Below are 23,556 nucleotides of genomic sequence, written 5' to 3' on the forward strand. Positions count from 1 at the left end.
GTAAGATGACGAGAGCACTGGACGACGCTGCCCCCCTGGACACTAAGGCACTGGCAACGCTTTTCACCGAGGCCCGCACCCATAATGGCTGGACGGACAAGCCGGTCGGCGACGAGACGCTGACAGCGCTTTACGACCTGACGAAGATGGGGCCGACCTCGGCCAATTGCTCGCCGGCGCGTTTCGTGTTCGTGCGCAGCCCGGAAGCCAAGGAAAAATTGAGGCCAGCGCTTTCTTCCGGCAATCTCGAAAAGACCATGGCGGCACCCGTCACTGTCATCGCCGCCATCGACAGCGAATTTTATGAAAAGCTGCCGGCCCTGTTTCCCCATGCGGATGCGCGTTCGTGGTTCACGTCCAGCCCCGCCGTGGCCGAGGAAACGGCCTTCCGCAATGCCACCTTGCAGGCGGGTTATCTGATCCTTGCGGCCCGTGCGCTTGGGCTGGATACCGGGGCCATGTCCGGTTTCGACAAGGGCAAGGTGGATGCGGCGTTTTTTGCGGGTACGACGTGGAAATCCAACTTCCTGATCAATCTCGGTTACGGCGATCCGTCGAAGCTTTTCGGCCGCCTGCCGCGCCTCACATTCGAAGACGCCTGTGTTCTGGCTTGAGGGCCTGTTAAGGAAGGATGGTTTAGATGCAGATGATGTCTCTAAAAAAGGAAGCGGAAATGGAGACGAAGACTGCTGAGCAGCGCAGCCTCGACTATAGAAACGCCATGGCGCGGCTGGGTGCTGCGGTCAACATCGTCACCACGGACGGTGTGGCCGGCAGGGCGGGGTTTGCAGCGACGGCGGTTTGCAGCGTTTCCGATAATCCGCCCACCTTGCTCGTCTGCCTCAATCGCAATTCTTCCGCCTACAAGGTGGTGAAGGAAAACGGTGTCATCTGCGTCAACACGCTTGCGTCGAAACATGAGGTGCTGAGCACCCTGTTCGGCGGCAAAACACCGGCGGAGGAACGTTTCGCTGCCGGCAGCTGGGACGTGCTTCAAACCGGCGCTCCGGTTCTGGAAGACGCGCTGGTCTCCTTCGACTGCCGCATCCGCGAGGCGCATAATGGCGGCACACACGATATTCTGATCTGCGATGTCGTCGACATGCGGATCAACGAGGGCGAAGAAGCGCTGATGTATTTCAACCGGCGCTACCGGGTGCTTTGATCGCGCTGGACTCCTCTCACGACGCAGACGCGCCGTGGCTGGATGCCGGATCTAGTCCGGTATGGCGGAAGAGAAATTGGTGTATTTCGTCAGCAAAGAAGGGCGTTTCCGGTTTCCGGAAACGCCCTTTTTGTTACTTGATGAACGGCAGAAGCTCGTTGATCGACTTCTTGGCGTCACCATAGAACATGCGGGTATTGTCCTTGTAGAACAGCGGGTTTTCGATGCCGGAATAGCCGGTTCCCTGACCGCGCTTGGAGACGATGACCAGCTTTGATTTCCACACTTCCAGAACCGGCATGCCGGCGATGGGCGAGTTCGGATCGTCCTGGGCCGCCGGGTTGACGATGTCGTTGGAGCCGATGACGATGACGACGTCGGTGCTCGGAAAATCGTCGTTGATCTCGTCCATTTCCAGCACGATGTCGTAAGGCACCTTGGCCTCGGCGAGCAACACGTTCATGTGGCCGGGAAGGCGGCCGGCCACCGGATGGATGGCGAAACGCACGGTCTTGCCGTCGGCGCGCAGCTTGCGGGTCAGTTCGGACACCGCACTTTGAGCCTGCGCCACCGCCATGCCGTAACCGGGCACGATGACGATGCTGTCGGCGTCGTTCAGTGCGGCTGCGACACCTTCGGCATCGATCGCCACCTGCTCGCCCTCGATTTCCATCGCTGGACCCGTCGTGCCGCCGAAGCCGCCGAGGATGACGGAGACGAAGGAGCGGTTCATCGCCTTGCACATGATGTAGGACAGGATCGCACCCGAGGAGCCGACCAAAGCGCCGGTGACGATCAGCAGATCGTTGCCGAGCGTGAAGCCGATTGCCGCTGCCGCCCAGCCCGAATAGCTGTTCAGCATCGAGACGACGACGGGCATGTCGGCGCCGCCGATGCCCATGATCAGGTGATAGCCGATGAAGAAGGCGGCAAGCGTCATCAGCACCAGCGTCCATGCGCCGGCACCGTTGCAATACATGATGAGCAGGACGAGCGACAGGATCGCGGCGCTGGCGTTGAGCACATGTCCGCCCGGCAGCTTCTTCGCCTTGCCGTCCACCTTGCCGGCGAGCTTGCCGAAGGCGACGACGGAACCGGTGAAGGTGACCGCGCCGATGAAGACGCCGAGGAAGACCTCGACCTTCATGATCGCCAGTTCCACCGGCGTCTTGTGGGCGAGAATGGCGGAAAAGCCTGTTAGCAGCGAACGCGCCGTCTCATCGAGCGAGGCGACATGCGCTTCCTCGATATGGGCGTTGAAGCCGATGAAGACGGCGGCAAGACCAACGAAGGAGTGAAGTGCGGCAACCAGCTGCGGCATCTCGGTCATCTGCACGCGGCTTGCGACGAAGTAGCCGAGAACGGCGCCACCCGCCAGCATCAGAAGCACGACGAGCCACTGCCCGACGCCCTTGCTGATCTCAGGGCCGAAAACGGTGGCGACAACGGCCAGGCCCATGCCTGTTATGCCGTACCAGACGGCGCGTTTGGCGCTTTCCTGCCCGGAAAGGCCGCCGAGGGAAAGGATGAAGAGAACGGCTGCGGCAACATAGGCCGCGGAAACGATACCAATGGTCATTGAGTGTCCCCTACACGGCTCAGGATTTCTGGAACATGGCGAGCATGCGCCGTGTCACGAGGAAACCGCCGACGATATTGATGGTCGCGATAAGGACGGAAAGCGAGGCGAGGATCACTACCAGCCAGTTGCCGGACCCGATCTGCAAAAGCGCGCCGATGATGACGATGCCGGAAATGGCATTCGTCACCGCCATCAGCGGCGTGTGCAGCGAGTGGCTGACGTTCCAGATGACCTGGAAACCGATGAAGCAGGCCAGCACGAACACGATGAAGTGGCTCATGAAGCTAGCCGGCGCATAAAGGCCGACGAGAAGCAGGACCGCAGTGCCGATGGCGAGCAGGCCGACCTGGTTTTTCGTCTGCGCCTTGAACTCGGCCCGCTCCTTGGCGTGCTTTTCCTCGGGCGTAAGCTCTTTTACTTTTTCCTTGGGCTTCTGCGCGGCGATTGCCTTGATTTTCGGGGGCGGCGGCGGGAAAGTGATCTCGCCCTGATAGGTGACGGTCGCGCCGCGGATGACGTCGTCTTCCATGTTGTGAACCGGCTTGCCGTCCTTGGCTGGCGTCAGGTCGGTCATCATGTGACGGATGTTGGTGGAATAGAGCGTCGAGGCCTGCGTCGCCATGCGGCTCGGGAAATCCGTATAGCCGATGACGATGACGCCATTGTCGGAAACGACACGGCTGTCGGGAACCGTCAGGTCGCAATTGCCGCCGCGCTCGGCCGCGAGGTCGATGATGACCGAACCCGGCTTCATTGCCGCCACCATGTCGGCGAGCCACAATTTCGGCGCGTCGCGGCCGGGAATGAGCGCCGTGGTGATGACGATATCGATCTGTGGTGCCAGCTCGCGGAATTTCTCGAGCTGCTTTTCGCGGAATTCCGGCGAGGAGGGGGCTGCATAACCGCCGGTCGCTGCGCCGTCCTGGCTCTGGTCGGCGAAATCGAGATAGACGAATTCAGCGCCCATGGATTCGATCTGTTCGGCCACTTCCGGGCGAACGTCGAAGGCATAGGTGATTGCGCCGAGCGAGGTGGCCGTGCCGATGGCGGCAAGACCGGCAACACCGGCACCAATGATCAAAACCTTGGCTGGCGGCACCTTGCCGGCGGCGGTTACCTGACCGGTGAAGAAGCGGCCGAAATTATTGCCCGCCTCGATGACGGCGCGATAACCGGCGATGTTGGCCATGGAGGACAGCGCATCCATCTTCTGGGCGCGGGAAATGCGCGGCACCATGTCCATGGCGATGACATTTGCGCCCTTTTCCTTCGCCTGCTCCAGAAGGTCCTTGTTCTGGGCGGGATAGAAGAACGAGATCAGCGTCTTGTCCGAAGACAGGCGATCAATCTCCGACGTTTCCGGCGGACGAACCTTGGCGATGATGTCGGCGTCGGCGTAAAGCGCATCGGCGCTATCGACGATCGTTACGCCCGCTGCGCGATAGGCGTCGTCGGAAAATCCCGCCGCCTTGCCAGCACCTGTCTCGAGGATGCAATCATATCCGAGTTTCTGCAGGCCTTGCGCGCTGTCGGGCGTCATGCCGACGCGCGCCTCGCCATCATAAAGTTCCTTGGGCGTCCCGATTCTCAAAATGCCTCTCCCTTTTTCCGCACGATAGGCCTCATAGCCTATTTCGGACGTTTTTGTCCTGTTTTTGATGCTTTCTACCTGCGGCGGAATGACCGGCGCGAAAAGGTCAGTTGAGGCACTGGCGGTACGGCGGCAATAAAAAACCCGGCGCGTTGGCGCCGGGCTCCATTTTTGAAAGCTGGGTCGATCATTCCATGGTGTGGATGTCGCGATCCTTGGTTTCCGGCAGGAACAGCAGGCCGATGACCAGCGTGATGCCTGCGAAAACGATCGGATACCAGAGGCCGTAGTAGATATCGCCCTTCGCCGCGCTCATCGCAAAAGCGGTGGCAGGCAGAAGGCCGCCGAACCAGCCGTTGCCGATATGGTAGGGCAGCGACATGCCGGAGTAGCGGATGCGGGTCGGGAACAGTTCGACCAGCAGGGCGGCGATCGGGCCGTAGACCATCGTCACATAGATCACGAGGACGGTCAGGACCGCGATGATGGCAATCCAGTTCACGGCGGCCGGATCGGCGACCATGGTGAAGGCGCCGCCACCGGCAATGCTGTAGACGGCCATTTCCGCGGCTCCTGCGGTCTCGGCCGGCGTCAGCAGCTTGTCCGCCACCAGCTTGTCGGTCGCCACCATCTTCTTGTCGGTGGCGCGAACGGCTTCCGCATTGAGGTTGAGTTCCGGGTTGGCGGCAATGAAGGCGTCCAGCTTGGCGTCCGGCACCTGTGCTGCGCCGCGCGCCAGCGGGTAACCGCCGTCGTGCAGCGCGATGTTGATCTGCTTCTGGAAGGCCCTGTCCTTCGCCGACGCATCCGCACCGGCTGCGATGGCGTCGTAGCTGGCAATGGTGGCGTCGCCGATCTTGACGCTCGCCGGTTCGCCGGCCGTTCCCGCAACGACGTCATAGGGGACGGAGTTGCGCGTCAGGAACGAGGTGGCGATATCGCAGGACGTGGTGAATTTCGCTGTGCCTGTCGGGTTGAACTGGAATTTGCAGTCGCCCGGAGCGGCGGTCACGGTGGCGCGAACGGTGGATTGCGCCTGCGCGAGTGCCGGGTTGCCCGCCCATGTGAGCGCCTTGAACAGCGGGAAGTAGGTCAGCATCGCCAGAACGAGACCGGCCATGATGATCGGCTTGCGGCCGATCTTGTCGGAAAGCCAGCCGAAGAACACGAAGAAGCCCGTGCCGAGGATGAGGGCCACCGCGACCATGATGTTGGCCGACTGGCCGTCCACCTTCAGAATGCTTTGCAGGAAGAACAGCGCATAGAACTGGCCCGTATACCAGACGACGGCCTGACCGATAACGGCTCCGACGAGGGCAAGCAGGGCGATCTTAGCGTTTTTCCACTGGCCGAAAGCTTCGCTGAGCGGGGCTTTCGACGTCTTGCCCTCTTCCTTCATCTTCTTGAAGGCAGGGGATTCGTTCATTTTCAGACGAATCCAGACCGATACGCCGAGCAGCAGAACCGATACGAGGAAGGGAATGCGCCAGCCCCAGGCGGCGAATGCTTCCTTGCCGAGCGCGAACTGCACGCCGAGAATGACCACCAGCGACAGGAACAGGCCGAGCGTCGCCGTCGTCTGGATCCACGAGGTGTAATAGCCTCTGCGGCCGTTGGGCGCGTGTTCGGCCACATAGGTCGCAGCGCCGCCATATTCACCGCCAAGCGCCAGACCCTGCAGCATGCGCAGGATAACCAGGATGACGGGGGCCGCGATGCCGATCTGGGATGCGCCGGGCAGGACGCCGACGAGGAAGGTCGAAATACCCATGATGATAATGGTGATCAGGAAGGTGTATTTACGGCCGACGATGTCGCCCAGACGGCCGAATACCAGAGCGCCGAAGGGGCGCACGAGGAAGCCCGCGGCAAATGCCAGAAGCGCGAAGATGTTGCGTGTCGTTTCGGGATATTGGCTGAAGAAGTTCGCGCCGATATAGATCGCGAGCGAGCCGTACAGATAAAAATCGTACCATTCGAAGACTGTTCCGAGAGAAGAGGCGAAAATCACCTTCTTCTCTTCACCCGTCATGGGACGGGCGGCGCCGCTTACGGCTGCTACGTTTGCCATTGTCTGTCCTCCACAGATGTCAAATGAACGCACTGCAGAGCCCTGTCTCTCCTCCGGACTCCCCCATGGGGGTGCAATGCGCATGGTGTCAGAGTGACAGAAAATTAACCCCAATAAGAGCGATGCTTTCGGATTATGACTTTAGTCTAATGTATAACGTGCAAAAATGTCGCGAGGCGGCGTTTGCCGGCATGCGCGCGGTGGGTCCTATCCCGCCTTTTTCCTTGACAGGAACACCAAACCTTCTAATAGCTTCTCGCGAAGAAGGAGCATCACCTTGCGCAGGCATGTTGCAGACATGATTGTCATGGAAGGACCGGCACAATCCGCCGGCGATGATCCGCGCCTTTCTTATTCCATCCGAATTACGGCCAAAACGACGATTAAAACCGTCTGACGTCTCTGGCCACCGCTCTCTCCCCGGTTTGGCTGGGGATCGAGGAAGCCGCAATGCGATGCGGGTTCCCCACCTCACCCAAAAGAGGAGAGACAGAAAGAGAGCTTGATCATGGGTTTCAAAGTTGCAATTGCAGGCGCTACCGGCAACGTCGGTCGCGAAATGCTCAATATTCTGGCCGAACGCGGTTTCCCCGCAGATGAAGTCGTGCCGCTTGCTTCCTCCCGCTCGCAGGGTACGGAAGTCTCCTACGGCGACCGCACGCTGAAGGTTGCCAACCTCGAAAATTACGATTTTTCCGACACGGATATTTGCCTGATGTCGGCCGGCGGCGAGGTTTCCAAGAAGTGGTCGCCGAAGATCGGCCAGCAGGGCTGCGTCGTCATCGACAACTCCTCCGCCTGGCGTTACGATCAGGACGTTCCGCTGATCGTTCCGGAAGTCAATGCCGATGCGATCGTGGGCTTTACCCGCAGGAACATCATCGCCAACCCGAATTGCTCCACGGCCCAGCTCGTCGTCGCGCTGAAGCCGCTGCATGATTTCGCCAAGATCAAGCGTATCGTCGTCTCCACCTACCAGTCGGTTTCCGGCGCCGGTAAGGAAGGCATGGACGAACTGTTCCAGCAGACCCGCGCCGTCTTCGTGGCCGATCCTGTCGAAACGAAGAAGTTCACCAAGCGCATCGCCTTCAACGTCATCCCGCATATCGATGTCTTCATGGAAGACGGATATACGAAGGAAGAGTGGAAGGTTCTGGCCGAAACCAAGAAGATGCTCGATCCGAAGATCAAGGTAACCTGCACGGCCGTGCGCGTTCCTGTTTTCATCGGCCATTCGGAATCGGTCAATATCGAGTTCGAAAACGAGATCACCGCCGATCAGGCGCGTGACATCCTGCGCGAAGCGCCGGGTTGCCTCGTCATCGACAAGCGCGAGGATGGCGGTTACATCACCCCGGTTGAATCCGCCGGTGAAGATGCGACCTATATTTCGCGTATCCGCGAGGATGCGACCGTCGAAAACGGCCTTAACATCTGGATCGTTTCGGACAATCTGCGCAAGGGTGCCGCCCTCAATGCCATCCAGATCGCCGAACTTCTGGTCAACCGTGGTCTTATCAAGCCCCGCAAGGCGGCTGCCTGATACGATTTTTTAAGGTTCGTTAAGTATAACCCGTCTGTTCTGTGTGGGGCAGGCGGGTTTCCTGATTGGCGACGATCACGGCCAGTTTATTTGCAGGCCTTGCTGCCGAAAGGCAGTTTGGGCCGTCAAAGAGGCAGTTTGGCACCTGAATTCATACAGCGGTGACGTTTTTGTTCTCGGGATGAATTCCCCAAAGGATATCGAAGGCAGATTTTGATGCGGGCAATGAAGACAATCCTGGCTGGTGTGGCCATGGTCTCGGTTTTGGTAGCGACGCCGGTTATGGCTGCGCAATGCGGCAACACTTCGGCAGGGTTCGAGGCCTGGGTCGGAGCGTTCAAGCAGGAAGCGGCAGGCCGCGGCGTCAGCGCCTCGGTGCTCGATCGCGCTTTTTCGGGTGTTTCCTACAACCGGGCCACCATCAGCGCCGATCGCGGCCAGCACAGCTTCAAGCTGTCCTTTGAACAGTTCATGCAGAAGCGTGGCGGCCAGACGATCATCTCGCGCGGCAAGACCATGAAGAAGAACAACGCCTCTCTCTTCGCCTCGATCGAAAAGGCCTATGGTGTGCCGGCCGGCCCGCTTCTGGCCATCTGGGGCATGGAGACCGGCTTTGGCGGCTTCATGGGCAACCAGCACACGCTTTCTGCCGTGGCGACGCTCTCCTTCGACTGCCGCCGTTCGGATTACTTCACGGAGCAGCTTTATGCGGCCCTGAAGCTCGTCGGCAGCGGTTCGCTGAATGTCAACGCCAAGGGCGCCGCCCATGGCGAAATCGGCCAGACGCAGTTCCTGCCTTTGAACGTCGTGCGCTACGGCGTGGATTTCGACCGTGACGGCAGGATCGACCTTGTCGGCTCGCGCGCCGATGCGCTGGCCTCCACGGCCAATTTCCTCGTCGGCCATGGCTGGCAGCGCGGTGCGGGTTATCAGCAGGGGCAGGCAAACTACGCGGCCATCCAGGGCTGGAACGCCGCAAGCGTCTATCAGCAGGCCATCGCCTTCATCGGCAAGGCGATCGACGGCCAATAGGGTCTTGGGTCTGAGTGGGTTTGACAGGCCCACCACGCACGCTACGTCATCCTCGGGCCTGTCCCGAGGATCTACAACATATTGATTTTGTTGACGTGCTTAGATCCTTGGGACAAGCCCAAGGATGACGGGGAGACGCTCTAGCGACAATCTCCTGCTTCAATCACAGATCAGGGCGGCGAAAGTCGCCCGTTTTGCTGTCCATCACCCACAATTCGCCGGTCGAGATATCGAACCAGGCGCCATGCAGCTTTACCTTGCCGGCGACTTCCTGCGCCTTGACGAAGGGGAAGGCGCGCAGGTTGGCGATGGAGTTGCGGATGGAAACACGTTCCAGCGCCGTCTGGCGCTCGGAGGCGGTCATGATATCGTTGCTCTGAATCTGCTCGGCCGCCGACTTGACCATGTTCATCCATTTGCCGATGAAATCTCCCGGCGACAGGGGTTCAAGGTTCGGGTCGAGCGCTGCCTGAATGCCGCCGCAGCGGCCGTGGCCCATGACCACGATGTCCTTCACCTTCAGAACCTGCACGGCATATTCGATGGCGGCCGAGGTGGCATGGTACTGACCATCCGGCTCGTAGGGCGGCACCATGTTGGCGACGTTTCGCATGACGAAAAGTTCTCCCGGCCCGCAGTCGAAAATCGTTTCCGGCGCCGAACGGGAGTCGCAACAGGCAATGAACAGGGTTTGCGGTTTCTGTCCTGTATCGGCCAGAACACGGTATCTTTCGCGTTCGTCGACATAGCGACCGCTCATGAAGTTCTTGTAGCCGTTCAAAAGGGTTTCTGGAAAATCTTTCATGATATCGCAGTACCGTCATGCTTGGACCAAGATCAGGAAGCGAACCTGGTGCGTTGAAGACCATTCCTTAAAGGCGCTATTTGCGCTTGCTGCGTGAAGGATGCAAGAGATGACGCATCTGCACCATGGCCATAGGTGTGGAGAGACTTGAAGCGTCGGTCTCCAGCGTCAATTCGTTCTTGCCGCGTTTTTTGGTTCGCGCCAGAATTTCGAACACGCTGGCGGTGGCCAGTTGCAGCGCCTTTTCGTCGTCCAGGCCTTCCAGCAGCCGGGCGAGGAACAGTGCCGCCATCAGGTCGCCGAGACCGTTCGGCGCGTCGTCTATGGCGCGGTGTTCCGCAAGCAGCGCGTGCCGGCCGCTCAGATAAAGATTGCCGGTGCCGCCCGCCATCATCGGCACGGCTGATGTGACCAGCATTTTTGAGGGGCCGAGGGAGAGCGCGGCGTCCATGATGGCGTTGTTGGTCTCAAGTTCCGCGCCGCTCATCCATGCCAGTTCGTAACGGTTCGGCGTCGCGACCGAGGCGAGCGGAATGAGTTCGTCGCGGATGGCTTCGGCGGTTTCGACCGGAATGTAAAGCCCGCCCATGTCGCCCATGACAGGATCGCAGGCGTAAACGAGCGCCGGGTTTTTCTCCCTGAGATTGCGGATCAGCCTTGCGACAGAACGGACCTGTGCGGCGCTTCCGAAATAACCGGTCAGAACGGCTTTGACCTCACCGATCCACTTCGCGTTTTCAAGGTCGGTCATGGCCTTGTCGAAGTCGTCGTCCTGAAAGCGCATCCGCGTGGATGGGCCATGGCCGGGGTGCCAGGGCAAAACGATGGTGGGCACCGCCCATACCGGATAACCGAGGGTCTCCAGCGCGAAGACTGCGGCCCTGTTGCCGACCGATCCACGCATGACGTGGCTGGAAATGACGATGACGGCGCCCTGTGTATTTTCCTGCATCACGGCCTTCTTGCTTTCAAACGCCGCAGAAGCCGCAAGTGCCCCTGCCTAAAGATCAAGATGCGCTCTCATGACATATCGCACCGTCACTTTCCACCGTTAATCCCGCAAGGGACTATCCCGCAAAAGGATGGGCGGCGCGCAGGCCGTTCTTCCCGGTGGCGGGCCATCATTACGGGATCGGCGGACTGCTCCATCATTTTGTTTACGCATCGGGTTTTCCGAAAACCGCGTTACACTTTTCGGCTCGATGCCCTATAGTTGCACCATGCTCGATCTCGTCATTGCCTATTGGCCCCATATCCTTGCCGTTCTTTCCATTTTGATGGGAACCGTGGCGGCCGTGCATGCCACGATGACGAAGGAGGAGGTTCGCTCCGCACTTGGCTGGGTGGGCGTCATCGTTCTTTCGCCCATCGTCGGCGCGGTCATCTATGCCATTGCCGGCATCAACCGCATTCGCCGGTCCAACATCACGCAGCAGCGCTCCTTCATGCAGGATGAAATCATGGATCGCGTGGCGCGTCTGGATGCGAGCGGCGAGGTGATCGCCGAGCGGTTCGGACGGCGTTTCGAGGCGATGAAGACGCTGGGCGACCGGGTGACGCGCCATGCGCTGACAACAGGAAACGGCATCGAGCCGCTTGTCACCGGCGACGTGGCCTATGCCGCCATGCTGGAGGCGATCGGGGAGGCGAAGCGGTCGATCATCCTCGAAACATATATTTTCGACAATGACAGGATCGGCGCCCGCTTCGTTAAGGCACTCGAAAGCGCGAAATTCCGGGGTGTGGAGGTGCGGGTGCTGGTGGATGCGGTGGGCGCGCGTTACTCCGTGCCGAGCATCCTGCCGACGCTCAGGGAAAAGGGCATCATTGCAGATGTCTTCAACGGCAATGTCATCATGGGGCTGCGGCTGCCCTATGCGAATTTGCGCACTCACCGCAAGATCCTGGTGGTGGACGGGCGCATCGCCTTTAGCGGCGGCATGAATATCCGTGAGGGTTTCTGCCTGGAATTCGACGCGGAAAAACAGTCGCACGACACCCATTTCAAGATCACCGGACCGGTGGTGTCGGATTTTTTCTCCATAGCGGCGGAGGACTGGCGTTTCACGACCGGGGAGCTTCTGGATACGCCGGTTTGGGATATCGCCATTCCCGATGGCGTGCCGGGCTCGCAGATCGTCGCGCGCGTTTCATCCTCGGGGCCGGACAGGAGCATCGAGACCAGTCACAAGATGCTGATGGGTGCGTTTTCCATCGCCCGTTCCTCCATTCTCATCATGTCGCCCTATTTTCTCCCTGATCGAGAGCTTATTTCGGCACTCATTACAGCAGCGAGGCGGGGGGTCGTGGTGGATATCATCGTGCCGCAAAGCAACAATCTTGTGCTTGTGGACAGGGCGATGACGGCGCAATTCGACCAGATGCTGAAGAACTACTGCCGCATCTGGCGGGCGACGGGGGCTTTCAACCATTCCAAGCTTCTGGTGATCGACGGGTGCTGGAGCTATATCGGCTCTTCCAATCTCGATCCGCGTTCGCTGCGGCTGAACTTCGAGATCGACCTTGAAGTTATGGATCATGAATTCGCCGCGACGATCGGGGACCGCATCCGGGATGCGCGTGCAACCGCCTTGCCCGTCCGGCTCAGCGAACTGAATGCGCGGCCATTCGTTGTCCGTTTCGTGGAGCGTGTCCTGTGGCTTGCTTCGCCCTATCTTTAGAGCGCCGTGCCTCCGAAAGGGCACATGAAGGACGCTCTGACAGTTTTAATCTGAGCGGAGACATTGCAGCGTGAAGAAAAACGGTTTGCTGGACAGCGAAAAAACGGCCCTGGCGAAGAACAGCAGTCTGCCCGCCTTCGTCATGCAGTCGCTGCGCGACCGTCGTCAACGGCAGAGTGCGGGGCCGGCGACGAGAGATCATTCCTTTCCCGTTATCGCTTCCTATAATGTGCATAAATGCGTGGGCCGCGACCGCAAGTTCGATCCGGATCGCACCAGCCGCGTCATTCAGGAAATCGGGGCGGATATCATCGCGTTGCAGGAGGCGGACAGCCGTTTCGGCGAGCGCACGGGCCTGCTCGATCTGACCCGGCTGGAGCGGGAAAGCGGGCTCATTCCCGTGCCGGTGCAGGCGGGCGTGAAGGCGCATGGATGGCACGGCAATGTCGTGCTGTTTAGGGAAGGCGCGGTGCGCGACGTCCATACGCTGAAATTGCCGGGGCTGGAGCCGCGCGGCGCGCTCGTCGTGGAACTGGATCTGAAAAGCGGCGGCACGCTGCGCATCATCGCCGCGCATTTCGGTCTTTTGAGACATTCCCGTGCCCAGCAGGCAAAGGCGCTTATCGGCCTCCTGGAAGCGCGCAACGAATGCGCGACCATCCTTATGGGGGACCTCAACGAATGGCGTCTCGGCAACGGCTCGTCGCTCAATACACTGAGGGACGCTTTCGGCGTCCTGCCGCCCGCAGTGCCGAGTTTTCCATCCAACCTGCCGGTGCTGGCGCTGGACAGGATTATCGCCAACCGTGAGGGATTGATCGAACAGGTGGAAGCGCATGACAGCGCGCTGGCGCGTATCGCCTCGGACCACCTGCCGCTGAAAGCCGCAATCCGGACCGACCTGCTTCCGGCCTGATCCTCCGGCAGCATCGGACACGGCAGACAGAGTTCATGGCCGCTACGCCGCCGCCAGATGGCTGCGCGAACGGGCCTCCAGCAACGACGTGCGAATGGCTTCCATCAGCCGCTCACGGTTGTTTCTGGTCTTGCCCCTGTCCAGATTTTGCGCGGCAAGCGCCAGATCCAGACCTTCATGCATCACTATCGAATAGGCAACGGTTGTTGCCCAGTTTTCGTATTCCTGCTCCATCTGCCACCCCTGAACTAAATCATTTAGTCCGAATCACCTTGTGATTGAAGCTATCACAAAACATAAAGCATAAAATAGCATTGTTTCTTTGTGTTTCTATTAGTCTATGCAGATATAGTTCATATCAGATGCATTTATTGCGACGAAGCATCTGTGTTGTTGGCGATTAAGTCATTGAAACGGATTCTATTTCAGGCGATGCACATCGATGGTTTTCCCAACAAAAACGCCGCGCATCGGGTGATGCGCGGCGGGCTTGCGTCGAAGGTTGCGGTGGATGGGAGTAGTGGTTTCAGCCGGCCTTTTCGAGCTTGTAGTCCGAATTGGCCGGTTCTTCCTGCTTGTGCTGGATGAGGGGACGGTTGCCGGCCAGCTTGCGCAACAGCACGTAGAACACCGGTGTCATGAAGATGCCGAAGAACGTCACCCCGATCATGCCGGAGAATACTGCGACACCCATGGCCGCGCGCATTTCCGCACCCGCGCCAGTGGAGACGACCAGCGGCACCACGCCCATGATGAAGGCGAGGGAGGTCATCAGGATCGGGCGAAGGCGAAGGCGGCTTGCCTCGACTGCCGCCTGAAGCGGCGTTCGTCCCTCGAATTCCAGCTCTCGGGCGAATTCCACGATCAGGATCGCGTTCTTCGCCGAGAGGCCGACAAGGACGACAAGGCCGATCTGCGTAAAGATGTTGTTGTCCCCTCCTGTCAGCCATACGCCTGTCAGGGCCGCCAATACACCAAGTGGCACGATCAGAATGATGGCGATCGGCAATGTGAGGCTTTCATATTGTGCAGCCAGTACGAGATAGACCAGCAGCAACGCCAGCGGGAAGACCACGAGGCTGGAATTGCCGGCGAGGATCTGCTGGTAGGTCAGGTCCGTCCACTCGTAATCGATCCCGGCGGGCAGGTTCTCGGCAAGGATTTTCTCGATAGCTGCCTGCGCCTGTCCGGAGGAGTAACCCGGTGCCGGTCCGCCGTTGATATCTGCTGCAAGGAAGCCGTTATAACGGTTGGTGCGCTCCGGTCCCGTCGTCGCATCCACCTTCAGCAGCGTGGAAAGCGGGATCATCTGACCGGTGGACGAACGTACCTTCAGGCGGCCGATATCTTCCGCATGGGCGCGGAATTGCGCGTCTGCCTGTACACGCACGCTGTATGTCCGCCCGAAGGCGTTGAAGTCGTTGACATAAAGCGAGCCGAGATAAATCTGCAACGTCTGGAAGACGTCGCTGACCGAAACGCCCAGCTGCTCGGCCTTGGCGCGATCGACATCGGCGAAGAGCTGCGGCACGTTGATCTGGAAGCTGGAGAAAATGCCCGCCAGCTCCGGCGTCTGATATGCCTTGGCGATGACCGCCTTGGCCGCTTCGTCAAGGGCTTGGTAGCCGTAACCGGCGCGGTCCTCGATTTGCAGCTTGAAGCCGCCCGTCTGGCCGAGACCGTTGACCGGCGGCGGCGGGAACATGGCGATGAAGGCATCCTGAATGCCGGCAAACTTCTGGTTCAGCTGCATGGCGATGGCGCCGCCTGATAGTTCCGGCGTCTTGCGGTTTTCGAAGTCGTCGAGAACCGCAAAGACGATGCCGGAATTGGAGCCGATGGTGAAGCCGTTGATCGACAGGCCGGGGAAGGCGATGGCGTGGCTGACACCCGGCTGGTCCATGGCGATCTTGCTCATCCGCTTGATGACGCTTTCCGTGCGGTCAAGCGTTGCGCCGTCCGGAAGCTGGGCGAAGCCGATCAGATACTGCTTGTCCTGCGCCGGCACAAACCCGCTAGGGACCATGCTGAACATGCTGTAGGTGGCCGCGACCAGCGCCATATAGACCATCATCACCAGGCTCTTGCGCGTCACCAGCCCGCCCACGGTTTTGCCGTAGCCGTTGGAAGCGGCACCGAAGGCGCGGTTGAAGCCGCGGAAGAACCAGCCGAAAATCCGGTCCATGAAACGGGTCAGCCAGTCTTTCGGCGCGCCGTGTTCCTTCAGCAGCAGGGCTGCAAGGGCTGGCGAAAGCGTCAGCGAATTGATCGCCGAAATGACGGTGGAGATGGCGATGGTCAGCGCGAACTGCCGGTAGAACTGGCCGGAAAGGCCGGAGATAAAGGCAAGCGGCACGAAGACGGCGACCAGAACCAGTGCGATTGCGATGATCGGCCCGGACACCTCGCGCATGGCCTTATAGGTGGCGTCACGCGGCGATAGCCCGCTTTCGATATTTCGCTCGACGTTTTCCACCACCACGATGGCGTCGTCCACCACGATGCCGATGGCCAGCACGAGGCCGAACAGGGTCAACGCGTTGATGGAAAAGCCGAAGGCATACATGACGGCGAAGGTGCCGATGATCGAGACCGGGACGGCAATCAGCGGGATGATCGAGGCGCGCCATGTCTGGAGGAAGATGATGACCACCAGCACCACGAGGCCAACGGCCTCGAGGAGCGTATCAACGACCTTTTCGATGGAGGAGCGAACGAACTTCGTCGTGTCGTAGACGATTTCGTATTTCACGCCATCAGGCATCGCCAGCTGTAGGTTGTCCATGGTGGCACGGACATTGTCGGCGATTTCGATGGCGTTCGAGCCGGGGGCCTGCAATACGGCGACCGCCACTGCGGGTTCGCCGTCGAGCAGCGAGCGCAGCGTGTAATCGGCCGCACCGAGTTCGATGCGGGCGACATCGCGAAGACGGGTGATCTGGCCGTTCGCACCGCTCTTGACGATGATGTTGCCGAATTCCTCCGGCGTCGTCAGACGGCCCTGGGCATTGACGTTGAGCTGAAGATCGACGCCGTTCGGGCTTGGGGAGGCACCGATAACGCCGGCTGCTGCCTGAACGTTCTGCTGGCGGATGGCATCCGATACGTCGCTGGCGGCGAGATCGTGCTCGGCAACCTTCTGCGGATCGAGCCAGACGCGCATGGAATAGTCACCGGCGCCGAAGACCTGCACCTGGCCCACACCTTCGATGCGGGCAAGCCTGTCCTTGACGTTCAGCGTTGCATAGTTGCGCAGATAGGTGATGTCATAGGCATCGGTTTTCGACACCAGATTGACGACCATGATGAAGTCGGGCGAGCTTTTGACGGTGGTGATGCCGAGGGCGCGAACTTCCGCCGGCAGGCGCGGTTCGGCCTGCGAAACGCGGTTCTGCACCAGCTGCTGCGCCTTGTCGGGGTCGGTGCCAAGCTTGAAGGTGACCGTCAGCGTCAGCACGCCGTCCGATGTCGCCTGGCTGCCCATGTAGAGCATGTCCTCGACGCCGTTGATCTGTTCTTCAAGCGGCGTTGCGACGGTTTCGGCGATAACGGCCGGGTTCGCGCCGGGATAGGTGGCGCGGACGACGACGGATGGCGGAACGACTTCCGGATATTCGGAAATCGGCAGGGCGCGCATGCCAAGAAGGCCTGCCACCACGATCAGGATCGAAAGAACACCGGCGAATACCGGCCTATCGACAAAAAATCTGGAAATATTCATATCCAGTCCCCTCTCCGGGTAGATTTGGAAATGCAAGGACCGTTCCGGCGGCATCATGGCCGCCGGTCAGGGCCGGTTCTGTGTGAAATGCGTCTCGCCGGAGGCGGGACGGAATTATTGCGAGGCGGCGACCTTGTCTTCCGCCTGCGGCGCGATGGTTGCACCGGGACGAATGCGCTGCAGACCGTTGACGACGATCGTATCGCCGGCGGCAAGGCCGCTATCGATGATACGCTGGCCGTCGGCCGGTGCGCCGGGCTTGATCTGGCGGTAGCTCACCTTGTTTTCGGCATCGACAACGAAGACGAACCGCTTGTCCTGATCCGTGCCGATGGCGCGGTCGCTGATGACGATGCGGTTTTCAGGCTTCGGCTCACCCATGCGCACCCGCACGAACTGGCCGGGAATGAGCCTGCCATCCGGGTTTTCGAAGACTGCGCGCACACCAATGGTGCCGCTGGCGGAATCGACCTGGTTGTCGATCAGGTGCAGGGTGCCCTTGATCGGCGTGCCTTCATCCGAAAGCGTGCCGATTTCCACCGGGATCTGTTCGAGTGCGGGCAGCGCGTCGGTGGTCTTCGGCAGTTCGGAAAGCGCCTTAGCTACCGTTCCTTCGCTGGCGTTGAAGCTGGCATAGATCGGGTTGACCGAAACCAGCGTCGTCAGGGCAGGCGATGTCGAGCCGGCGGCGACGAGGTTGCCGGCGGTGATTTCGATGCGGCCGACCCTGCCGGAAACCGGTGCGATGATTTCGGTGTAGCCGAGATCGAGCTGGGCCGTTGTCAGCGCGGCGCGGGCGGCGCGAAGCTGGGCTTCGGCATCCGCAAACGAGCTTTGACGCTGGTCGAGATCGCTCTGGGAGATCGTACGGTTGTCGGAAAGCCTGCGGCCACGGTCGAGTTCCGTTTTGGCAAGGCTGACCTTGGCTTCGGCGGATGCGACCTGGGCTTCAGCGCCCAAAACCGCAGCCTGATAGGGTGCGGGGTCGATGGTGAAGAGGGCGTCGCCTTCCTTCACCAGCGCGCCTTCGCGGAAATGCACGGCCTTGATCTGGCCGGCGACGCGGGAGCGGATCTGCACCCGGTCTACGGCTTCGAGGCGGCCGGAAAACTCTTCCCAGCGCATCACGTCGCGGCTTTCCACCTTGGCGACGGTGACGGGGATCGCAGGCGTTTCGGCAGGCGTGGAAGCGGCCGTCGCATCGCGGCTGGTGGGCAGGTCGAAAATCAGCGCGGCAGCTGCAACGGACAAGGCAAGTCCGATACCGGCACCCGTCAGGGCCCGGCGCTTGTTGTTCGGCGTCATGGGTTTCTCCTTGGCTCGGATCAGGAGCCGGTCAGTTTCTCAATAATAATGCGGTTTTCAGTGTTTCAACTGGTCAACGAAGGTCTTGAACTCCGAGCAGACGGATGAGACCCATCCGCCGCCCTTTCCTTGATAAAGCCCCGTCCAGCCGACGCTGGCGGGGAAAACATGCTGCCGGACGCTGACACCGGAGGCGATGAGCCGCCCGGCATAATTGACCGTCTCGTCACGCAGAGGGTCGTCCTCGGCGGTAAAGATCAGCGCCGGCGCCACCCGGTTGAGCCGCGTGCACTGACACGGCGCGGCATAGGGGTGGAAAAACCCGCAGGCCGTAGCTAGATAATGGCTCCAGCCATCCGCCCAGCGCTGACGCATGCCGATCCTGTCCGCGTCGCGGAAGGACTCCGTCGTCATCATCGGGTCGATCATGGGCGACAGAAGTATTTGTCCGGCAAGCTTGCCCGGCATGCGGTCACGGGCCTTCAGCGCAAGTCCCGCCGCCACATTGCCGCCAGCCTCTTCGCCGGCCACGAACAGCAGCGATTTCGCGCCGCCATAATGCTTTCGATCCCTGCTCAGATGATCGAGCGCTTCGAAGGCGCAATCGATCACCATCGGGAATTCGTTGCCGGACGACTTGCTATAGTCGGCTTCGACGACGATTGCGCCGCTTTCCGCGAGCGCGCGGGCCACTGGAAGCTCCGGGCAATTGCCGCCCTCTTCCAGAAACGAGCCGCCGCGCAAATAAAGCACCACGGGAGGGTGGCTGCACAGGCCGGAGCTTTCATATCGACGCACCGAGAGCTGGGATGCGGAGCCCCCACAGCTTTCGATATTTTCCCAGTGCGTTTTCATCTGATCCGGTCCCGTGCGCCACCATCAGGCGGCTCACCATATTTGCAAAATCTGAAATTCATATTATTGTTCGGGAGAAAACGATCAAGTACGTCAAAATGAAAACACTATTCCAAAAATACGGATAATAGATAGATGGATCAGCTTTCTGCCATGCGAGTGTTCACGCGTGTCGTCGAAACCGGCAATTTCAGCCGAGCGGCGAATACGTTGAACATGCCAAAGACCACAGTCACCAATATGGTGCAGGCGCTGGAGGCGCATCTGCAGACTACTCTTCTCAACCGAACGACGCGCCGGGTGATGCTGACAACGGATGGCGCTCTCTATTATGAGCGGGCCTCACAGATTTTGTCGGAAATCGAAGAGCTGGACGGCAGTATGTCCAGCGCGCAGGTGCAGCCGTCCGGCCGGTTGCGTGTGGAAATGGCCGGGGTCTTCGCAGACCTTGTGGTTATTCCACATCTTTGCGAATTTTACCAGCGCTATCCGCAAATCCGTCTCGATCTCGGGGTTGGCGACCGTCTGGTCGATTATATCGCGGAGAACGTCGACTGCGCGCTCCGGGTCGGCGTGTTGCGCGATCAGTCGCTGATCGCTCGTAAAGTCGGCGAGTTTCAGTTCGAAACATTCGCCGCGCCTCTCTATATTGAAAACTTCGGCATGCCCGAAAAACCGGAGGATCTGGAGAACGGCCATTATTCCGTGGGCTATCTCAATGCAACCTCAGGCCAGATCATGCCGATCTCCTTCGATAACGGGATTCGCAGCGTCGAGCTTACCCCGAACTATGTCGTGTCCGTCAATGACAGCCGCACCTATCTCAACGCGGCGCTTGCGGGCATGGGCATCGTGCAGTTGCCGATTTTCATGGTGAAGGATGCCTTGGCGCGGGGCGAGCTGGTGCCGGTTCTGCCCGAATGGCGGCGCGAAGCCATGCCGATCTATGTGGTCTATCCGCAGACACGGCACGTCACCAACAAGGTCCGGGTTTTTGTCGACTGGCTGGCGAAGCTGGTGCACAGCACGGTCTGATGCGGTCCGGCCCCGGGCCGGGCTATCGCCCAACCCTTGCGGCGACAAAATCGATGAAAGCGCGCACGCGGGCGGCCAGATGCTCGTGGCCGGCATAAACGGCATGGATCACCTCCATGTCCTCGGGATTGTAGTCTTCCAGCACCCGAACGAGCAAACCGGCCTTGATATCCTGCTCGATATGAAACTCGCCGACCCTGCCCAGTCCAAAACCGGTCAGGCAGAGCCTGCGCATCGCCATGCCGCTATTGACCGAGACGTTGCCGGTAACGGGAAGGCGGTAGATTTCCGTCGAGCCGGGATCGCGGAAGGGCCATTCGTTGAGGCTGCGGCTGAAATTGAAATTGAAGCAATTGTGGTGCGCCAGATCCTGCGGCGTTTCCGGCATGCCGTGTTTTTCGATATAGGCGGGGGAGGCGACGATGACCCGGCGGACCTCTTTCAGCTTTCTCGCCTTCAGGGATGAATCGCCCATCGCGCCGGAGCGGATCGCGATATCGGTGCGTTCCTCGATCAGGCTGATGACGCCGTCGGTCAGGGAAATATCCAGCTCGATTTCCGGATAAAGCGTTAAAAATTCCGGCGCGAGCGGCAGGAGATAACATTCGCCGAAGCCCAGCGTGGCGTTGACGCGCAACAGGCCGCGCGGCACCACCTTGCCGCCGCTCGCCACGATCTGCTCCGTCTCGGCTATGTCGGCCAGAATGCGTCTTGCCCGCGAAAGATAGATTTCTCCCTCCGGCGTCAGCCTCACGAGGCGGGTGGAGCGGGCAAGAAGGCGGGTGCCGAGCCGGTCTTCGATGCGGGTGACGAGTTTGCTCACCGCCGAGGGTGAAAGTTTCAGCCTGCGTCCGGCAGCGGAAAAACTGCCGAGTTCCGCCGCCGCCACGAAGACTTCCATTTCGCCGGCTCGATTGTCCATCGCCGCATCCACCTGTGAAATTAATTCAAAGGCCTTTATCCAATCTTGCCGATTATCATGCAAGTCCCCTTCGCCCATATTGCGTTCATACATTTGATCCAACCGGGCAGCGCCTGCTGCCCAGAACGCCCGCGATCCCGCTCCGGGCGAAGAGGTATTCATCATGCCATTGGCCATATTTGCCTTGACGATCGCGGCTTACGCGATCGGGACCACGGAGTTCGTCATCGTTGGCCTTCTGCCGACGGTCGCCAACGATCTCCATATCACCCTGCCGCTTGCCGGCCTCATCGTCAGCGTCTATGCGTTGGGTGTCACTTTCGGCGCGCCGATCCTGACCGCGCTGACCGGCAAGATCGAGAGAAAGCCGCTGCTGCTCGGTCTGATGGCGCTGTTCACCGTCGGCAATGCCGTCGCTGCCGTGTCGCCGAGCTATGAGGCGCTTCTGGTGGCGCGGGTGCTTACCGCCTTCGCCCATGGCGTCTTCTTCTCCGTTGGCTCCACCATCGCCGCCGATCTCGTGCCGGAAAATCGCCGTGGCTCGGCCATCGCCATGATGTTCATGGGCCTGACCGTCGCCATCGTCACCGGCGTGCCGATCGGCACCTATATCGGGCAGATCTTCGGCTGGCGCGCCACCTTCTGGGCGGTTGCGGCTCTCGGCGTCGTTGCCTTTGCCGGCATTGCGGCCCTGTTGCCGGGAACGCTGAAGAAAGCACCGCCCGCAAGCCTTCTCGATCAGCTCCGCGTGCTGGGTTCCGGCCGGCTGCTCCTCGTCTTCGCCATGACCGCGCTCGGCTACGGCGGCACCTTCGTCGCCTTTACCTTTCTGGCGCCGATCCTTCAGGACGTCACCGGCTTCTCTGAATCCAGCGTCGGCCTGATCCTTGTGCTCTACGGCATCGCCATCGCCGCCGGTAATATCGGTGGCGGCAAGATCGCCAACCATAACCCGGTCAAGGCGTTGGTCGGCCTTTTTCTGGCGCAGGCCATCGTGCTCTTGGTCTTTTCCTTCACCGCCGTTTCGCCGGTTCTGACGCTGATCACGCTGGTGGCGCTCGGTTTCCTCTCCTTCGCCAATGTTCCCGGTCTGCAGCTTTACGTCGTGCAACTGGCCAAGGAACACCGCCCCGGCGCTGTCGATGTCGCCTCGGCGCTCAATATCGCCGCCTTCAATCTCGGCATCGCCATCGGCGCGTGGCTCGGCGGTGTGGTGGTGGAATCGCCCATGGGCCTTGCCGCAACCCCTTGGGTCGGCGCGATCCTCGTCACTATTGCCCTTATGCTCACCCTCTGGAGCAGCGCGCTCGACCGCCGCGCCGCGCTCACGCTGAAAACCGCCTGAGCTTTCCATATAAAATCCCGGCCAATGCCAGCAAGGCTGGCCGGGCAACCCACGAAGGATAAAATATATGTTTGATGTAACCGCGAACGGTGCTTCGATCCCGGCGCTCGGCTTCGGCACATTCCGTATTCCCGGTCTCGATGTTCTGCGGATCGTTCCGCATGCGCTGAAAGCCGGTTTTCGCCATATCGATACCGCGCAGATTTACGGCAACGAGGCCGAAGTGGGCGAGGCCATCGCCAGTTCCGACGTGGCGCGTGGCGATATCTTCCTGACCACCAAGGTCTGGGTGGAGAACTACAGGCACGATGCGTTTCTTGCGTCCGTCGATGACAGTCTCGCGAAGCTGAAGACCGATTATGTCGATCTCCTGCTTTTGCACTGGCCGAATGAGGCCGTGACGCTTGCCGAGCAGATCGGTGCGCTGAACGAGGTCCAACAGGCCGGCAAGGTTCGCCATATCGGCGTTTCCAACTTCAACACGGCGCTGATGGCCGAGGCGGTCAGTCTGTCACACGCGCCGATCGTCACCAACCAGATCGAATATCATCCCTATATCGACCAAGACCCGGTCGTTGCGGCGGCGAAGGCTGCCGGCATGTCGGTCACGGGTTATTACGGCATGGCTGACGGCAAGGTCTTTGCCGATCCTGTCCTGAAGGATATCGCCGCAAGCTGCGGCAAGTCGGTGGCGCAGGTGGTGTTGCGCTGGCTGGTGCAGCAGCAGGGCGTGGTGGCGCTTTCGAAAACAGTCAGCGAAGCCCGCATCGATGAGAATATCGCGATCTTCGATTTCACCCTGTCGGCCGATGAAATGGCGGCAATCCGTGGTCTTGCCAGGCCGGATGGCCGCATCGTCTCGCCGGATGGGCTCGCACCCGTGTGGGACGAGGCCGCCTGATAATAAAGATAGCCGGGAGGGGTAAATCTCTCCCGGTTTTGTGTTTTTGCGGGAGCGCCACAGCGCATTCCGAGATGGGAGAGCGC

At 60.2% G+C, this 23,556-nt stretch carries 19 protein-coding genes; 9 read left to right on the top strand and 10 right to left on the bottom strand.

Going from position 1 to position 23,556, the window contains the following annotated elements; genetic code table 11:
* Positions 1–5: 5 nt before the first annotated feature.
* Positions 6–614, top strand: a complete 609-nt coding sequence (locus tag RS75_RS19070; RefSeq protein ID WP_045023402.1) for a malonic semialdehyde reductase — start codon at positions 6–8, stop codon at positions 612–614.
* A gap of 26 nt (positions 615–640) precedes the next feature.
* Positions 641–1,165 carry an NADH-dependent FMN reductase RutF gene (gene rutF, locus RS75_RS19075; protein ID WP_045023404.1) on the top strand — a complete coding sequence of 175 codons (525 nt, stop codon included), beginning with the start codon at positions 641–643 and terminating at the stop codon, positions 1,163–1,165.
* Positions 1,166–1,298: 133 nt separating this feature from the next.
* Here the strand turns inward: rutF and RS75_RS19080 are convergent, their stop codons facing one another.
* The 3 genes from RS75_RS19080 to RS75_RS19090 form a co-directional block, all read right to left on the bottom strand.
* Positions 1,299–2,744 (bottom strand): NAD(P)(+) transhydrogenase (Re/Si-specific) subunit beta, encoded by a 1,446-nt coding sequence (locus tag RS75_RS19080; protein WP_045023406.1) that lies wholly within the window; start codon positions 2,742–2,744, stop codon positions 1,299–1,301.
* Positions 2,745–2,763: 19 nt separating this feature from the next.
* Positions 2,764–4,338, bottom strand: coding sequence for a Re/Si-specific NAD(P)(+) transhydrogenase subunit alpha (locus RS75_RS19085; RefSeq protein WP_045023408.1), 1,575 nt, complete (start codon positions 4,336–4,338; stop codon positions 2,764–2,766).
* A 187-nt stretch (positions 4,339–4,525) separates the two neighbouring features.
* Positions 4,526–6,409, bottom strand: a complete 1,884-nt coding sequence (locus tag RS75_RS19090) for an MFS transporter (RefSeq protein WP_045023410.1) — start codon at positions 6,407–6,409, stop codon at positions 4,526–4,528.
* A gap of 508 nt (positions 6,410–6,917) precedes the next feature.
* On the opposite strand from RS75_RS19090, the gene RS75_RS19100 reads away from it, so the two are divergent.
* Both RS75_RS19100 and RS75_RS19105 read left to right on the top strand, forming a co-directional pair.
* Positions 6,918–7,952, top strand: a complete 1,035-nt coding sequence (locus RS75_RS19100) for an aspartate-semialdehyde dehydrogenase (RefSeq protein WP_045023414.1) — start codon at positions 6,918–6,920, stop codon at positions 7,950–7,952.
* Positions 7,953–8,168: 216 nt separating this feature from the next.
* Positions 8,169–8,984: a lytic murein transglycosylase gene (locus RS75_RS19105; RefSeq protein WP_045023416.1), complete on the top strand. Its 816-nt coding sequence runs from the start codon at positions 8,169–8,171 to the stop codon at positions 8,982–8,984.
* A 163-nt stretch (positions 8,985–9,147) separates the two neighbouring features.
* On the opposite strand, the gene RS75_RS19110 is transcribed toward RS75_RS19105, so the two are convergent.
* Entirely contained in the window at positions 9,148–9,789 is a 642-nt protein-coding gene (locus RS75_RS19110) for a carbonic anhydrase (protein WP_045023418.1), read from the bottom strand.
* Between the two features lie 76 nt (positions 9,790–9,865).
* Positions 9,866–10,741: a pyridoxal kinase PdxY gene (gene pdxY / locus RS75_RS19115; protein WP_045023419.1), complete on the bottom strand. Its 876-nt coding sequence runs from the start codon at positions 10,739–10,741 to the stop codon at positions 9,866–9,868.
* Positions 10,742–11,009: 268 nt separating this feature from the next.
* On the opposite strand from pdxY, the gene RS75_RS19120 reads away from it, so the two are divergent.
* A complete protein-coding gene (locus RS75_RS19120; RefSeq protein WP_045023622.1) occupies positions 11,010–12,470 on the top strand; it encodes a phospholipase D-like domain-containing protein in 1,461 nt (486 codons plus the stop codon).
* Between the two features lie 70 nt (positions 12,471–12,540).
* Positions 12,541–13,386 (top strand): endonuclease/exonuclease/phosphatase family protein, encoded by an 846-nt coding sequence (locus RS75_RS19125; protein ID WP_045023421.1) that lies wholly within the window; start codon positions 12,541–12,543, stop codon positions 13,384–13,386.
* 42 nt (positions 13,387–13,428) lie between these two features.
* Here the strand turns inward: RS75_RS19125 and RS75_RS19130 are convergent, their stop codons facing one another.
* From RS75_RS19130 to RS75_RS19145, 4 genes are all read right to left on the bottom strand, one after another.
* Positions 13,429–13,620, bottom strand: a complete 192-nt coding sequence (locus RS75_RS19130) for a hypothetical protein (RefSeq protein WP_045023423.1) — start codon at positions 13,618–13,620, stop codon at positions 13,429–13,431.
* 292 nt (positions 13,621–13,912) lie between these two features.
* Positions 13,913–17,107, bottom strand: coding sequence for an efflux RND transporter permease subunit (locus RS75_RS19135; RefSeq protein ID WP_045023425.1), 3,195 nt, complete (start codon positions 17,105–17,107; stop codon positions 13,913–13,915).
* Positions 17,108–17,221: 114 nt separating this feature from the next.
* Positions 17,222–18,412 (bottom strand): efflux RND transporter periplasmic adaptor subunit, encoded by a 1,191-nt coding sequence (locus RS75_RS19140; RefSeq protein WP_045023427.1) that lies wholly within the window; start codon positions 18,410–18,412, stop codon positions 17,222–17,224.
* Between the two features lie 57 nt (positions 18,413–18,469).
* Positions 18,470–19,267 carry an alpha/beta hydrolase fold domain-containing protein gene (locus RS75_RS19145; RefSeq protein WP_045023429.1) on the bottom strand — a complete coding sequence of 266 codons (798 nt, stop codon included), beginning with the start codon at positions 19,265–19,267 and terminating at the stop codon, positions 18,470–18,472.
* A 135-nt stretch (positions 19,268–19,402) separates the two neighbouring features.
* On the opposite strand from RS75_RS19145, the gene RS75_RS19150 reads away from it, so the two are divergent.
* On the top strand, positions 19,403–20,302 hold the full coding sequence (locus RS75_RS19150) for a LysR family transcriptional regulator (protein WP_045023431.1): 900 nt from the start codon (positions 19,403–19,405) through the stop codon (positions 20,300–20,302).
* Between the two features lie 22 nt (positions 20,303–20,324).
* Here RS75_RS19150 and RS75_RS19155 read toward each other — a convergent pair whose 3' ends face one another.
* The gene (locus tag RS75_RS19155) at positions 20,325–21,224 is read right to left on the bottom strand and encodes a LysR family transcriptional regulator (protein WP_045023623.1); all 900 of its coding nucleotides are present in this window, start codon (positions 21,222–21,224) and stop codon (positions 20,325–20,327) included.
* A 163-nt stretch (positions 21,225–21,387) separates the two neighbouring features.
* On the opposite strand from RS75_RS19155, the gene RS75_RS19160 reads away from it, so the two are divergent.
* Positions 21,388–22,569 carry an MFS transporter gene (locus RS75_RS19160; RefSeq protein WP_045023432.1) on the top strand — a complete coding sequence of 394 codons (1,182 nt, stop codon included), beginning with the start codon at positions 21,388–21,390 and terminating at the stop codon, positions 22,567–22,569.
* A 67-nt stretch (positions 22,570–22,636) separates the two neighbouring features.
* Positions 22,637–23,470, top strand: coding sequence for an aldo/keto reductase (locus tag RS75_RS19165; RefSeq protein ID WP_045023433.1), 834 nt, complete (start codon positions 22,637–22,639; stop codon positions 23,468–23,470).
* The last annotated feature ends 86 nt before the right edge of the window (positions 23,471–23,556 follow it).

Source organism: Rhizobium nepotum 39/7 (assembly GCF_000949865.1).
Classification (GTDB): Bacteria; Pseudomonadota; Alphaproteobacteria; order Rhizobiales; family Rhizobiaceae; genus Agrobacterium; species Agrobacterium nepotum.